Annotated in this window: 10 protein-coding genes; 2 read left to right on the plus strand and 8 right to left on the minus strand. The window is 50.5% G+C overall.

The window, feature by feature from the left end; translation table 11 throughout:
• Positions 1-197: 197 nt before the first annotated feature.
• Positions 198-1391 carry an MFS transporter gene (locus EL268_RS06155; RefSeq protein ID WP_106653853.1) on the plus strand — a complete coding sequence of 398 codons (1194 nt, stop codon included), beginning with the start codon at positions 198-200 and terminating at the stop codon, positions 1389-1391.
• Here the strand turns inward: EL268_RS06155 and EL268_RS06160 are convergent.
• Positions 1360-2316 carry a helix-turn-helix transcriptional regulator gene (locus EL268_RS06160; RefSeq protein WP_106653854.1) on the minus strand — a complete coding sequence of 319 codons (957 nt, stop codon included), beginning with the start codon at positions 2314-2316 and terminating at the stop codon, positions 1360-1362. The genes EL268_RS06155 and EL268_RS06160 overlap by 32 nt on opposite strands.
• 121 nt (positions 2317-2437) lie before the next feature.
• Between EL268_RS06160 and EL268_RS06165 the strand changes: the two genes are divergently transcribed.
• Complete coding sequence (locus tag EL268_RS06165; RefSeq protein ID WP_106653855.1) at positions 2438-3313, plus strand: SDR family oxidoreductase; 876 nt, start codon at positions 2438-2440, stop codon at positions 3311-3313.
• Between the two features lie 58 nt (positions 3314-3371).
• On the opposite strand, the gene EL268_RS06170 is transcribed toward EL268_RS06165, so the two are convergent.
• From EL268_RS06170 to EL268_RS06200, 7 genes are all read right to left on the minus strand, one after another.
• Positions 3372-5015, minus strand: a complete 1644-nt coding sequence (locus tag EL268_RS06170; RefSeq protein WP_106653856.1) for a 2-hydroxyglutaryl-CoA dehydratase — start codon at positions 5013-5015, stop codon at positions 3372-3374.
• Positions 5016-5046: 31 nt separating this feature from the next.
• Positions 5047-8550 carry a BadF/BadG/BcrA/BcrD ATPase family protein gene (locus EL268_RS06175; protein ID WP_106653857.1) on the minus strand — a complete coding sequence of 1168 codons (3504 nt, stop codon included), beginning with the start codon at positions 8548-8550 and terminating at the stop codon, positions 5047-5049.
• 167 nt (positions 8551-8717) lie between these two features.
• A complete protein-coding gene (locus EL268_RS06180) occupies positions 8718-9248 on the minus strand; it encodes a YhcN/YlaJ family sporulation lipoprotein (RefSeq protein ID WP_106653858.1) in 531 nt (176 codons plus the stop codon).
• A 226-nt stretch (positions 9249-9474) separates the two neighbouring features.
• Positions 9475-10710 (minus strand): benzoate/H(+) symporter BenE family transporter, encoded by a 1236-nt coding sequence (locus tag EL268_RS06185; RefSeq protein ID WP_106653859.1) that lies wholly within the window; start codon positions 10708-10710, stop codon positions 9475-9477.
• Between the two features lie 35 nt (positions 10711-10745).
• Positions 10746-12182, minus strand: a complete 1437-nt coding sequence (locus EL268_RS06190) for a sigma-54-dependent transcriptional regulator (protein WP_106653860.1) — start codon at positions 12180-12182, stop codon at positions 10746-10748.
• The gene (locus tag EL268_RS06195) at positions 12151-13464 is read right to left on the minus strand and encodes a sensor histidine kinase (protein ID WP_106653861.1); all 1314 of its coding nucleotides are present in this window, start codon (positions 13462-13464) and stop codon (positions 12151-12153) included. Before EL268_RS06195 ends, EL268_RS06190 begins: the two co-directional genes overlap by 32 nt.
• A 10-nt stretch (positions 13465-13474) precedes the next feature.
• Positions 13475-14623 (minus strand): iron-containing alcohol dehydrogenase, encoded by a 1149-nt coding sequence (locus tag EL268_RS06200; protein WP_106653862.1) that lies wholly within the window; start codon positions 14621-14623, stop codon positions 13475-13477.
• Positions 14624-14832: the final 209 nt, after the last annotated feature.

Below are 14832 nucleotides of genomic sequence, written 5' to 3' on the forward strand. Positions count from 1 at the left end.
TAGTCTCTTGTTATTCGGCGGTCTTACGAATCATCGGACTGCCTTTTCGTCATGGTCTGGTTAGAATGGAGCTTCTTGGGAAAGGCTACTATCACAATAGTCGAACTTTTTTCTGCGAGCAGGATATTGGACGAAAAAGCGAAATGATAACTAGGCGCAAATATCATGCGCAAAAGAAAGGAAAGCAGGGAACGAGAATGTCAAAGCCTTACAAAAAAGTTTTTTGGGCAGCCGGTTTTGGCTGGATGTTCGATGCCATGGATGTTGCACTTTTATCTTTTATTATGGTGGCATTACGACAGGAATGGGGTTTGACAGGGGAAGAGGCCGGGCTGCTAGGAACGGGCAATCTCGTCGGCATGGCGATTGGGGCGATTGCAGGTGGCTATTTGGCTGACCGGATTGGCCGCAAGCCAGTATTTTTGCTGACCTTGGTCTTGTTTGGCTTGGCGAGCTTTGCGAGCGCTTTCGCAACTGGTTTTGCAACCATGCTGCTGTTCCGCTTCCTGATGGGACTCGGCTTGGGTGCCGAGCTGCCAGTGGCCTCGACGCTGGTAAACGAGTTTGCGCCACCGGAGAAGCGAGGAAGTACGGTTGTGCTGTTGGAGAGCTTTTGGGCGGTCGGTTGGATCGCGGCGGCTGTCATAGCGTATTTCATCATTCCGGACTATGGCTGGCGCGTGGCTGTCATGATCGGAGCGCTGCCTGTCGTGTACGCTTTGTTTGCCCGGAAGAGCATTCCTGAATCTCCGCAGTTTCAAAAGCAAGCCGAGAAGATTCCTGTTGCAAAGCTGTTGACGTCCCATCGCACAGAGACGATTACGCTGTGGGTTGTCTGGTTCGCAATTGCTTTCTCGTACTACGGCATGTTTTTATGGATGCCATCTGTTTTGGTCGACAAAGGCTTTACGATGATCAAAAGCTTCCAGTACGTACTGATCATGACGTTGGCCCAACTGCCAGGCTATTTCGCGGCAGCCTACCTCGTGGAAAAATGGGGACGGAAATGGACGCTGGCAACCTTCTTGTTCATGACCGGAGTGATGGCCTTTGCTTTTGGACAAAGCAGTGGCACCATGGAGCTGTTGGTGACGGGAGCCTTCTTGTCCTTCTTCAATCTGGGGGCCTGGGGTGCTTTGTACGCGTACACGCCGGAAAATTATCCGACACCGCTGCGCGCTACCGGTTCTGGTATGGCATCCGGCGTCGGAAGAATCGGCAGTATTATCGCGCCGTATCTCGTCGGTTACTACTCGTCGCATCATTACAGCTACACATTCATTTTTAGTATGTTTACCGCAGTGCTGATCGTGGGAACAATCGTCCTGCTCCTGTGCGGACGAGAAACAAAAGTCCTTGCTAATTCTGGCCCTCATACAGGCGAAGTATAGCATGCGCCTGCTCTGCGACCTCACGTTTCAGCTCTTGTGGCTCCAACACTTGAATGTGCGGGCCGAAGCTGAGCACCAGCGAACATGCTGACGCAAGTGTATGAAATTCAACCTCTGCTTCCATCCAGTCGTCTGCTGCGGCTTGGGTGGAAGCTATTTTTATATAACGCTCCTGTTTTACAGCTGGCAACGTCTCTTTTTTGACGAGTAACCGCGCAGGATAACGTGGGAGGCTGGATTTGAAGTCCAAGGTGGATTGTTCCCAATAGGAAGCGAGATCGAAATCACTTGGGCGGATGAAGCCATCATCTAACAGCTGTGCATCCAAAAGTCGTGAAATCCGGTACGTCCGCATGTCCTCGTCCACTTTGGCGACCAAATACCAGATGCTGCGCTTGGCGACGAGTCCGAACGGGCAGACAATGCGTTCAACTGTCACATCTTCGCGCATGTAACGAATGAACAGCTTGCGGGAAAGCCATACGGCATCTTGAACCACCGATAAGAACGGAAACGTCTCCGTCGATTCATGCCAGCCAGCCCCATCGATATGAAGGAGCTGGCGTACGTGGATGGCGTCCTGCTGAACGGTTTTTGGCAGTGCGGACAGCAGTTTGAGAAAAGCAGCTTCATAGTTTTCATGGAGTCCGAGATCATTCAACAAGGCAGCAGGGGAGGCTACGAGCAGTGATTGCAGCTCATCTATTTTCATTCCGGTCAAATTACTGCGATAGCCTTCTGCCAAAGCCCAGCCCCCATCTGCACCGCGCAGCGCATAGACGGGAACACCCGACGCACTCAAAGCTTCCATATCACGATGAACGGTTCGCTCGGACACCTCCAGCCTTTCTGCTAATTGCTTGGAAGTCATGCGACCGTGGTTTTGCAAGAGCAACAAGATCGTAAGGAGTCGATCTGCCCGCATAATAAGCCCTCCTAGAAATAAAAACAAAATTACTTTGATTGTATCGTAACGAATATGACAGCGGTTGTCATATTTACTTCGTTATTCTTGATGCATGAATCGATATAAGGAGGCATTACGAATGAAACCATTACAAGGCAAAGTAGCGGTGGTAGCAGGCGGCACAAGAGGGGCAGGACGGGGCATCGCCGTCAGTCTGGGAGAAGCAGGGGCGACGGTATATGTAACGGGACGCACGGTGCGTGGTCAGCACTCTGATATGGCACGACAGGAGACGATCGAAGAGACAGCAGAGCTCGTGACGGCAAGCGGGGGAATCGGGATCGCTGTGCGAGTCGATCATACGCAGGAAGAAGAGGTAAAAGCGTTCTTTGCGCGAGTAAAGGCGGAGCAAGATGGACAGCTCGATCTTTTGGTCAATGACATCTGGGGTGGAGATCCGTTGACTCACTGGGGAACGCCGTTCTGGGAGCAGCCATTGGCAGACGGCCTATTGATGCAAGAGCGCGCCATTCGCACGCATATGATCACCAGTCACTATGCGGTTCCGCTCATGGTGGCACAGAAAAAAGGGTTGATCATCGAGATTACGGACGGAATCGACTATCGGTACCGCGGCAATCTGTACTACAGCTTGGCAAAAATCTCGACGATTCATTTGGCTGCGTCGATGGCAGAGGACCTGCGCCCACACGGGGTTACCGCATTGGCTCTAACGCCGGGCTTCCTACGCTCGGAAGCGATGCTCGATCATTTTGGCGTGACAGAAGAGACGTGGAGAGAGGCAGTGAAGCAAGATAAGCACTTCATCATGTCGGAAACACCTGCGTACATCGGTCGAGCAGTGGTTGCGCTGGCTTCGGACCCGGCTGTCGCAGAAAAAACGGGGAAAACAGTCAGTACATGGGGCTTGTCGGACGAGTATCCTTTTACGGATAGAGACGGTAGCCGCCCGCATTGGGGAAATTACGCCGAGAAACAAGGACTTTACCGGTAAGAACATACAAAACGGCTCCTTCGAATCAGTTCGAAAGAGCCGTTTTTCCTTAAAAGTTTTATACCCCTTTTACTTCCTCCTTGTTTCGTCGGAGTGAATACCAGTTCATAAAACCGCGCATGCCATATACCATGTTTGCCGCCGTACAAGCCACGACATGACGGCTTTTTCGCAATGGATGGGTACTTGTTGAAATGCTAGCGCTCTGAAGCTGCTCAACCGTGATGTCTTTTTTGGTTAAAGCATCGTCAAACTCCTTTTGCGCAGCTTGTTTTGCTTTAAACAGCATCATCTGTATGCGGCTGTATACGTTGATCGCTCCATCTCCCGTTGTTTCAATCGGAAGGAAGATGGCATCGGGGTATTTTTCAGTAATCAATGATTGAACACCATCGGAGACGCCAGAAGACGGCATACATCCGAATGGCTTGACGGAGAGGGTCATGTTTACTTTCCGTTTGGCGACGTTTAAGATTAGCTTCCCTACTTCCATATGACCTTCTCCACCGCGGACATGGTTGTTGTAGTGTTGGTGGGATACCTCTGCGATCTCGTCCATGTCGGGCAGATGATAACCATTGAGCCCGATCGTCTTCGCGTAGACCTGGAACAGGACTCGAATGGCACGGTCAGCTATAGCCAACATGCGCAGACGTACCACAGGGTTTTTCCCTTCCAAGCCGTAGCGGCCTGAATCTTCTCCACGCAGTCTCATCCGCTTTTGAGTGTCATAGCGTCCTTCCCAAATCAGGAAAAGAATCCACGCGGTAATCGATTGTACTTCCACCTCGGCCCCTTCCTGTTCGAGAAACCGCTGTAGTTGATAGTTGCCGTCACCTTCTGTTGTCATCGCCCAAAACTCGCCGATGATGCTCACCTTCGGCTTGACTTGTGTACGGTCTACCTTGATTGCTTCCAGTTCTTTGCGGCATCTGAGCAGCGCGGGAATCAGCCACTTGCGTTGATGCAGGGCATCGTACAAGAACTGCTTGCAGCGTGCGAGAGCGGCATCGGTGGAGCCTGCTTCCACCTCATAGGGACGAATCCGATAAGCGATGGCATTCAAAATATCTCCCAGGAGAACCGCCTTGAGAAAACCGGCAAAAAACGAGGTGTCCAATTTTAGAGCCGATTCGCCGCCTGTTGCCTGTTTCAGACCGTTCTGCTGCTGAAACAAAAGAACACGAAATCCGTCAAATCCGGCATCACGCAAGGCTTTGCGATACTCCGTGACATAGGTGCCAAAGCGGCATGGGCCGCAAGAACCGCTGGTGATAAACAGGTAGTTGCTCACGATTTCCTCTTTTGATTTTCCTTCGACTTCGCGCAGATGATGCAGATACTTGATCAGATTGCCTACGGTAAAGTACGTCGGGTTGCATTGCCCGCGGTTTCCGAACTCTTTGCCAAACCGAAGTGACTCGGTATCCGGGCAATCCATGTGCTTCACCGTATAGCCCAATCCTTTCAATACTCCCTCAACCAGAAAATCGTGCGCCATGGTAAGTCCGCCAAAGAGGATCGTTGTGGTTGCCTTATCTTTCATTAAAAATTGACGCGGTACCGGATCGAACCATTGTGTTCTTTTTGCCTGTTCCAAACCTAACGCAAGTTCCTGTTCTGCTTGAAAGTGAAGCAACTTGCTCTCATCAGTTGAGTGTTTTGTCTCCGATTCGTTGGGAAGCACCTTGCTTGTAGTCATCTGGTGGTTGTCGCTCCTTTTTTCTGGACGTTTAGTTGCCGGTCTGAGAAAGGTTTTTTTGCTCGTAGGAGTTCGTTTGCTCTTTTGTTTGCAAGCTGGAAAGCTCCAGTCGCTTCTGTTCTAAACGCTGTTGCAGTTCCGCCTTTTTCTGGGCCAGATCATGCAAGCGTTCTTCATGGAGTCCCAAGCTATGGGCATAGGTTTTCACGCGAATTTTGATCGACCCGCTTGGCTTGTTGGCATCAATATCGTGCAAGGCGGAGTAAGGCGTCCCTGCCGTCGAAATGATCGAGTCTATAAGCCCGTAGGTAGGCGCATCATGTCCGCATTTAAAGCTGGATAAGTCAAGTACGGCCACATTGGGATGACGGGCGGCAAATTTGGATGCCCATACTTTTTGCACAGAATTGGAACTGAAGTTTTCCGGCCACACGTCACTGACCTCTAATGCATACTCCACACGTCCGCTCTCCAGATCGTCTTGGAAAAAGCGGTGCAGCCACTCTTCATCTTTCGGAATGGAGCGCATGGAGAGAATCGGATAACCCAATACTTGAAACTCTTCCAAAACACCATGATTCATGCCAGGATCGGAATGATAGGGACGGCCGATCATCAGAATCGCGAGCCGATTATCCGCTTCCACCTGTTCCAGTATCATTTTTCCTCTTTCCTGCATCTCGGCATCAAACAGATTCATTGCGATCCAGCCCTGCTGCACGGCAAAATCGCTTTCATCCTCTGTCATTTGCAAAAAGTCTTTGAACGCTTCATACAACTGTTTTTTCATCAAATTCAGCTCGGTGAAGGTAACGGCTGGATCGAGATAGGTGACTCCTCTCGTCTCAAAGAAGTTGACTTCTTTTGTAAAGGCGGCCTTAATCACGTTAGGTGCTCCTGCTACAATGGGACAGCTTGATGAATCCATTACATTTTGCAGATGCGTCGGGATATGGGTGATGCATGGGAAAAAGATGGAGTCAAGCGGCTTTTTCTCATGGTGCTTAAACAGCAAATTGTGGATATGGGCTTGCGCCACCTTAGACGGGTAGCAAGGGTCGATAGAACCGTACTTTCCGCCTTCTTGCCACATTTCTTCACTGGTAAAGTCACTGAAAACAATATTGTTTTTATCTACACCCAGCGTTTCGAAGTAGGTGCGCCAAAAAGGGGCGGTGGACCAAATATTAAGCACGCGGGGAATCCCGATGCGTATCTGGTTTCTTCGTTCCATTGCCGCCGGGGCAGAGCGTTGGAATGGACGTTGATAGGAAGCCTTCCGCGTGCCCCCCCATCCTAACCAGCTTCGTTTGAACCGAACATCCTCTACGAGTGTATCCGTTTGGGGGAGCGGCTCTGGGTCGTAAAAGTGCTGATACATGCGTACGGCTTCATATTCCACCAAATTCGGATAGTGCTTCTTCAGCTCTTGTCGCTTCTTGGTGAGCTGGATCACGGCTTCCTTGTCCTCCACCGTTCCTTTCTCACAGCTAAAACCGGAGATATACCTGGCCGTTTGCCCATCCGGCGTCTCGGAATCGATAAACGTACGGCTGCAATGGTTCGGGCAGAATGTACAGCGAGTAGATTCATCGTTACGGCTCAAATAGGACAGGTTAATCGCTGATTCAAGGCCCAAAAAGGTAGAATAGCCGCGGCGCTTGACCACACGCAGCGTTTCCATCGCGGCGCCGATTGCTCCCGCTTCTCCTGGATGGGGATGAACATAAACTTCTGCATCAGGAACGCGCTGCTTGATGTAATCGACTTGTGCTTTTACCGCAGCGAGATTATATTGCGTGCCGCCTTGCAGAACGAACTTGCGTCCCAGTTCAGACATGCGCGGGATTTGCACGACATATTGCCAAACGTTTTTCGGCAAAACCAAAGCGAGGCCGGCCAACAGCTCTTCCTTCGAATAGCCTTCCTTTTGGAAATTGACACGGTCGGCATCGAGAAAAACGGCACATCCGTATGAGAAGGTAGGGGAAAGGTCAGCTTGGAAAGCTGTATCCGCATATTCTTGAACGGGAATGCCGAACTGGTCTGCCATCGCTTGCAACAACATTCCGTTTCCTGCAGAGCATTGGTTAGACAGTCTGAAATTGCGGATGTCTCCATTTTTCATGAAGAGGACCTTGATATCTTGTCCACCGATGTCGCAAATAACATCGACATCGCCAAATTGGTTGACAGCACTCATCATATGAGCAACGGTTTCGACAATGTTGACATCCGCCTTCAATGTTTTTTCCAGAACATCGGCAGCATAGCCTGTGGCCCCGAAGCCGATGATCTCTAATTCGGCTCCTTGCTCACTCACCCTGTCTCGAAGCCTCTTCAGCATTTCCTTTGTATCTTCCAAGGGATTGCCCTTTGATAATTGGTACTCCTTCAGTAAGATGGTTCCGCTATCATCGACGAGAACCGCTTTGGATGAAGTAGAGCCGCCATCGAGACCAATTACGGCGCGTACCTTTTGCCCCGGCGTGAAGCTCGCAGATGTAAATGTGGGTATGCTGTACATTCTGCGGAATTCTTCCTGTTCGGTTTCCGAACGCATAAGCGGGGGGCCTGCCTTCTCACCCAGTTTTGCCTTCCGACCGTTCGCAATAAATTCCTTCAGTCCTTCCAAACCCGTGTAATTGCCAACGCCAGCCGGCTCATGCATTCCGTAAATGACGGCACCGTAAGCGGCGTAGTACTGGGAATTGTCAGGAACAAAGATCAGTTCTTCGATCGGGATGTCTAGAGGATATTCGTATCCGCGCTCTTGCCAGGTCTGCGGAATCCGTTTTCGCCAGCATTCTTGAAGGAAAGGCAAGTATGTATTAGGACCGCCTAGTAAAAGGACACGGTGGCGCAACGTATTGCCGCGGGTGAGAACGGAGAGATTTTGCATCACAATCGCATCGGCAAGGGAGCACATGATTTCAGCGGAGGGAATTCCGCTTTTTACCAGATTGACTATGTCTGTTTCCGCAAACACACCGCATTTGGCTGCCACATGGTGCAGTTTGGAATCATCAAAATGCAATCGGCCCACTTCATCCATCGGCATGCCAGCTTTTATCATGCACTTGTCAATCGTGGCACCCGTGCCAGATGCGCATTTGTCATTCATGGACGTAAGGGCTTGCTTGTTGCCTGTCTCCTCGTTTTCCTTAAAAATAATGATTTTGGCGTCCTGTCCTCCCAGTTCGATGACACTCCCTACATCGGGATGAAGCTGTTCTACAGCCATAGTGACAGCATTCACTTCTTGAACAAACTTCGCTCCGATGTGCTCAGCAATCGGACCTGCGCCAGAGCCTGTAATAAATACACGAATGTTTTTTTGAGGAATGTGAGGAAACTGATTTCCAATGGCAACCAATAGCTCCAGAACCTTTTCCGCCTGCTTTGTATGGTGCCGTTGATAATCTGACCACAGAATTTCTTTGTTGTTCGGGTTTACCACTGTCGCTTTGACGGTTGTCGAGCCGACATCAATGCCGAGAATGACAGAATCTAACCATTGATCTGTGCTGTCCATATCATCATTCCTTCTCCAAATTCTTCTAATACATTATTCGAATAATGGAAGCAACATATACAACATGGTTACAGTGTTAAATGGAAGTGTTGAGATTGATATAAAAAACGCCGGTATCCTGTACGTTAAGGAATACCGGCAAGGATTCATTTGTAAAGACCGGTTCGTTATCGGGCGTTTGGAAAAACCCGTTGGACCATCTCGTTAAATTCTTCAAAAAAGCCAGCAGCCGGTCTTCCTTGTCCTACATCTGTCACATACCGATTGACACTATCAACAAATTCCGGATTGGTGGACACATACACGTTTTGAATGTTTGGATCGGCTGCGCGGACTTGCTTGGAGATCTGATCTTCCAGCTCTTGGGTGAGTTGACCTTGATTCGTATTCACTGCAGCAGCTACATAGGCGTTTCTTTGTGTAACCAGCACATTCGCTTGCGTCACACCGTTTATTTGTGTAATCTTTTCTGCCGCCTGATTGGCAATTTGAATGCGATTATTCAAATTACCCTGCGGTTGAGCTTGGTTTTGCAGTTGATTTTGGTTTTGCAGTTGATTTTGGTTTTGTTGTTGATTTTGGTTTTGTTGTTGATTTTGAGCTTGCTGTGTTTGAGCCCCTGGTTGTTGGCCTTGGTTATTGTTCAGGCAGCCAGCCATCATTATGGAAATGATGAATAGCCATGTCATTCTTTTCATGATTGTGCGTCACTCCTTCCAGCAATATGCCCTTATTATGGTTTCATGCTTCGTATCCCATTCGCCAAATTCATTGATTAACTTCGGCACAAACGGTTTAGGGCGTACTGAAAACTGTTAGGAGTTGAGCCAAGATGGGGCGAACAACAAAAAGAGCAGGAAGCCATCTAAGGTTCCTGCCCTGGTTTAACTTGTAGCATGATGCATCGTTGGAACACACCTTTATTTAAGCCAACGGCTGCGTATTCTTCTTTTTCACAAACCAGCTTTTCACATTGCCATTCAAAATCAGATGAGTGATTACCCCTGCAATCAAGCCCCAGAAGGCAGCGCCGATCCCGCCAATGGAAATACCGGAAATCGTGACGAGAAATGTAACCAAGGCGCATTCCCGTTCCTTCGCTTCGCTCATCGCCTGTGCGAGGCTGGAACTAAGTGAAGCAAACAGAGCCAAGCCAGCAATGACGGCGATCAATTCTTTGGGCAAGGCAGCGAATACCGAAGCCATCGTAGCGCCAAACATCCCGAAGATTAAGTAGAAGCCCCCGCAGGCAATCCCGGCAATGTAGCGCTTGGTATGATCCGGATGAGCTTCTTTTCCCGTGCAAATGGCAGCTGTAATCGCCGCCAGATTGATTCCTGGTGAACCAAAAGGAGCAAGCAAGAGCGAAGCGATGCCAGTAGTCGTTACGAGCGGCCCAGCAGGTGTATCGTACCCGTCTGCTTTTAAGACACTAATTCCTGGAGCGTTCTGAGAGGCAAGCGCGACGATGCACAATGGAATTCCCAAGCCGATGATCGCATCGAGAGAAAACGTCGGCATCGTAAAGACGGGCTGGACGAGGGACATCTGGACATTGTCCATTTGCAAACGCCCCAAAAGAAAGGCGACAACCAAGCCAACCAAAAGCGTAAGCACGACAGCATACCGTGGGGACCAGCGCTTGGCGAACAGATAGCAAAAGATCATCGGCAGAGCCAATACAGGCAGGTGCTGCATGGAAACAAAGACCTCTACGCCAAAAGACAGAAGAATCCCCGCGAGCATGGCGGTCGTAATCGACTGCGGGACGTATTTCATCAAGACGGAAAACAAACCGGAAACACCGACGAGTGTGATGACCACGGCCGAAAAAATATACGCGCCAATTGCGTCGGGAAAAGAGTATACCGTCAAGCTGGTGACTAACAGAACTGCCCCTGGCGTCGACCAAGCAGTGATGATCGGGGTGCGAAACCAGATGCTGAGCACAATGCACGTCAAGCCGCTCCCAATCGAGATGGCCCAAATCCAAGAGGCGAGGACAGCATCGCTGAGTCCGGCACCCTTGGCAGCTTGAAAGACGATCAGCAATGGTCCTGCATAGGAGACCATCGTGGCGATAAGTCCAACAATAACGGCAGATAGAGAGAAGTCAGCAGGGATTTTTTTCAGGGTCGAGAAAGGTTTTTCGGGAACCACGACGTGAATGCCTCCTAGATGCGCCAATGCAGACGTTATGCTTTTTCATTCAAAATGTAGCGAATCGTCCGTTTGGTGATGTTTAATTTTTTGCTTAAAAGCTGTCTGTTTCCATTCGTTTCGGTCAAGCCCTTTTCGATAATCGTTCGCCCGACCTCGCCTTCGAGTTGCTTGATACGTTTGATCAGATAATCGAAGTCGATCCCGTCTACAGAGGTGACAAGGCGGAGTATCGTATCGACAAAACGCTCGCATTCGTGATCGATGACCTGCTCGATCCGTTTGGGGACAGTGGGTGGATGCACCTGTACCGTGCGGCTTCGCAAATTCGCTGGCAAATGCTCGGCACGCAGTCGTTCACATTCGTGCAAGGCGATGGTTTGATTCAGAACGTTGATCAGCTGGCGGACATTACCGGGCCAATCATAGCGCTGCAAGAGCTCGATGGCATCTTGGTCGATTTCGCACGGGCCTCCACTGCGCTTTTGCAAGTAGTAGTGCGCGATGGTGGGGATATCCTGAATCCGTTCGCGAAGCGGAGGAATCGACAGTTTGATCCCTTCCAGACGATACAAGAGGTCACTACGGAAACGATTCATCTCGACTTCATGCTCCAAATCGCGATTGGTGGCAGAAATAAAGCGAATATTGCTCTGACCGATCTGCTCGCCACCGACGCGCATGAACTCTCCCGTCTCTAGCGTACGCAAGAGCTTCACTTGGATGGAAGGGGGAGCCTCCCCGATCTCGTCAAGAAACAGCGTTCCGTTATGTGCCAGCTCGAATAGGCCTTTGCGAGATTTGAGGGCTCCGGTAAAAGCGCCCTTTTCATAGCCGAACAGCTCACTTTCCAGCAAGGATTCCGGGACTGCCCCGCAGTTAAAAGCGACAAAAGGCTGCTGGGCGCGATTGCTTGCTCCGTGGAGAAAACGGGCCATCAGCTCCTTGCCCGTACCCGTCTCGCCTTCAATGAGCACATGGATCGCCTTTTTTGCTAATTTTTTGGCAATTGCGGTCACATTGGCCATCGGACTGTCAGATGAATACACGATACCATATTGGGCGGCTTCTTGGGATAGGTGATCGCTTTGTTTGCTGGCAGAGGAGAGCACCGCGTCGATGACCTGCTCCAGACTGTCCAGATCGTCGAATGGCTTCTCCAAGTAATCGCGCGCGCCCCATTGCATCGCTGTCACAGCCGATTTAATCGTACTGAAGCCCGTCATGATCAAGACTTCGCAGGCGGGAAATACGGCCTTGATCTGTTTGAGCAGCGTCAATCCGTCGGCATCAGGCAGCTTCAGGTCCACGAGTGCAGCGTGAAAGCCGGTAGAATCCGAGCGAAGCAGCCGTTCCACGTCCTTGCCAGAATTGGCGACGATAATATCGCAGTCTTTTTTCTTAAGAAAATAGGTGAAAAAGGTAGTCACTTCTGTTTCATCATCCACGATCAAAATCCGTTTTTTCTCCATCGTTGTCCTCCTCGTCAGCTAACAGTGGCAAAAGCATCGTAAACTTGCTGTACTCTCCCTCCACGCTTTCAGCAAACAGCTTCCCGCCGTGTGCTTCTGCAATTCCAAGACTGACGGAAAGCCCGAGACCAGTCCCTTTTGTCCGTTCCTTCGTCGAGAAGAAGGGCTGAAAAATCTGCGAAAGCTGTTCTGCACAAATCCCTGTGCCGTTATCGTAAACGGATAACCCTACGTAAGAGCTATTGTCCTCTGGTACGAGGAAGGAACGGATAACGATGTGTGGAGATTCCCTGCCTGCCACAGCGTCCCGTGCATTTAACAGGAGATTGATCACAATTTGCTCGATCTGATGACGACTTCCATGAAACAGCAGAGGAGGCTCGGACATTTCCCGGGTTATGGTCAAGCCGGAAACAGACAGCTGGTAGCCAATCAGCCCGAGCACGTCCTCTACGACCTCGTCAATAGAGGTAGTAGAAAACAAGTACTCTTCCTGCCGTGAGAAGGTGAGCAGGTTTTGAATGATCTTTTTGCAGCGTACCCCGCATTGATAGATGTCTTTCATCAAAGGGGCCTCTGGGGCATCTGTCATCTCGCGCATGAGCAATTGAGAGTTTCCGAGGATGGCCGTGAGCGGACTGTTCAGCTCATGGGCAATGCCCGCAGCCATCTCGCCAATCGCCGCCATTTTTGCGGATTGAATCAGTTGGGCTTCGATTTTGATCTTTTCATTCACGTCTTGAAAAAGCAGGCTGTTTTCTACGACGACACCGACATGGCTGGCGACGAGCTGGATCAATTCGGCTTCGTCTCGATCTGCCAGCTGCTTTGTTTGGCGTAAGAGCGTCAGAAAACCAAAGGTCTGATTCAATTGGCTGCGCAGCGGAACAGAGGTAGCGTGATGCTCAGGCAGCACTTCGGCAAGGGTAAGGTGAACCTGCCCGGTGAGCACAGGGGCTTCCACTGAAACGGTCTGTGTCAGCGTATGGCATTGCCAATCCCCGTCCTTCCACTTGGCGAGATAGGAGGAGAGCATGCCTCCCTTCACAATGGTCAGGGCAAAATGCTCGAACGCGAGAATTTGCGAGAGCTGTGCGGCGATATAACTGGTTGTTTGTTGCCAGGTGGCGTTGATCTGAATTTGTGTGAGCTGGTTAATGACGGCGAGCTGCTTGTTTTTCTTTTTCATCTCCTCGATCAGATAGACGAGCTCACTGTAATAGCTTTTTCGCGAGGATTGAATCCCGGTCAATTTTTCCAAAATCTCTTGTTTGGTATGCATGACGAACCTCCTACAAGGCTTGGCGAAACAGCGTTGCGACATCATGGACGGTCATGTCGCGGGGATTGGTCGTCATACACACGTCCAGTACGGCGAGCGAACTGAGTAGGTCAATTTGCTCTGGATGCAGCCCGATGGCGGACAACGATTGGGGCACCTCCAGATCGCTTACCAGCTCCTTGACCGCTTTGAGTGTGAGACGAGAGGCGGCATGTGTGCTCAAGCCCGCCGTGTTTTCCCCGAGGCATTCAGCAATTTGCCTGTATTTTTCCGGTGCCGCGATATAGTTGTACTCGAGCACATGGGGGAGCAGGATGGCATTCACCTCGCCATGCGGAGCGTCGAGGAATCCCCCAAGCTGATGGGACATGGCATGCACAGCACCGAGTATGGCGTTGGAAAAAGCGATTCCGGCTTGAAGGCTCGCCATGGCCATCGCTTGCTTGGCCTCTGTATTGTATTGACTGGCGACAGATGGGCGCAAATGCTGGGCGATGAGACGCATGGCTTGCAGCGAATGCACCTCGGTCAGCGGCGTCGCGGCGAGCGAAATATACGATTCAATGGCATGTGTCAGCACATCTATACCTGTATTGGCAGTGAGCAGCTTGTCCTTGGTCATCAAGGTTTGCGGGTCGATGATCGCGATATCGGGTATGAGCGATTTGGAGATGATCGCCATTTTCACCTTGCGTGCACTGTCCACAATAATGGAAAATTGCGAAACCTCCGAACCGGAGCCCGCTGTCGTCGGTACCATCACCATGGGAGGAAGGGGATGCTGGATATTATCTACGCCTTCGTATTGGACGATGCTGCCCTCATTGGTAGCCAACAAAGCGATTGCCTTGGCTGCATCGATCGCACTGCCTCCGCCAACACCGAGAATGGCATTGCACTCCTTGGCGCGATATTCGGCAATCCCGGCATGAATCTCGTAATCTTTCGGATTGGCTGTCACGTTGGTCCATAGATGGTAGTCGAGCTTTTGCTGCTGCAAGTAAGAAATGATTCGTTCGATCCAGCCAGCGCTTGCCACACCAGGATCACTGACAAGAAAGACGCGAGAAGCTCCCAATCGGCGCAAGCTTTCCCCTACCTGGCCGAGAGACTGGTTCCCGAAAATGATTTCCGGCGTCATGAACTTGGATATTTGCATGCGTACTCCCCCTTTTTCCACTACGTAGTAATACCGCAGGCAAGGATGAATACCCTTTTTCGGCCAAAAGCTTGGCAAGTGGGCCGATTTTTCGGCTCATGTGCCGCAATATCGGCTGCACGGAAGAAGAGGAGTGGCATCATTTCTGCTTTTTTAAAGCGCTTTCATATTGGCACACTGCTTGCAATTAGTAGGAGGCGGGAAGAATA

Source organism: Brevibacillus brevis (genome assembly GCF_900637055.1).
Taxonomy (GTDB): Bacteria; Bacillota; Bacilli; order Brevibacillales; family Brevibacillaceae; genus Brevibacillus; species Brevibacillus brevis.

What these genes read in the sequence shown, in the direction of transcription:
- EL268_RS06190 (WP_106653860.1), bottom strand. Translation starts at nt 12,182, where the DNA reads ATGGAGAAAAAACGGATTTTGATCGTGGATGATGAAACAGAAGTGACT.
- EL268_RS06180 (WP_106653858.1), bottom strand. Translation starts at nt 9,248, where the DNA reads ATGAAAAGAATGACATGGCTATTCATCATTTCCATAATGATGGCTGGC.
- EL268_RS06160 (WP_106653854.1), bottom strand. Translation starts at nt 2,316, where the DNA reads ATGCGGGCAGATCGACTCCTTACGATCTTGTTGCTCTTGCAAAACCAC.
- EL268_RS06200 (WP_106653862.1), bottom strand. Translation starts at nt 14,623, where the DNA reads ATGCAAATATCCAAGTTCATGACGCCGGAAATCATTTTCGGGAACCAG.
- EL268_RS06155 (WP_106653853.1), top strand. Translation starts at nt 198, where the DNA reads ATGTCAAAGCCTTACAAAAAAGTTTTTTGGGCAGCCGGTTTTGGCTGG.
- EL268_RS06195 (WP_106653861.1), bottom strand. Translation starts at nt 13,464, where the DNA reads ATGCATACCAAACAAGAGATTTTGGAAAAATTGACCGGGATTCAATCC.
- EL268_RS06165 (WP_106653855.1), top strand. Translation starts at nt 2,438, where the DNA reads ATGAAACCATTACAAGGCAAAGTAGCGGTGGTAGCAGGCGGCACAAGA.
- EL268_RS06170 (WP_106653856.1), bottom strand. Translation starts at nt 5,015, where the DNA reads ATGACTACAAGCAAGGTGCTTCCCAACGAATCGGAGACAAAACACTCA.
- EL268_RS06175 (WP_106653857.1), bottom strand. Translation starts at nt 8,550, where the DNA reads ATGGACAGCACAGATCAATGGTTAGATTCTGTCATTCTCGGCATTGAT.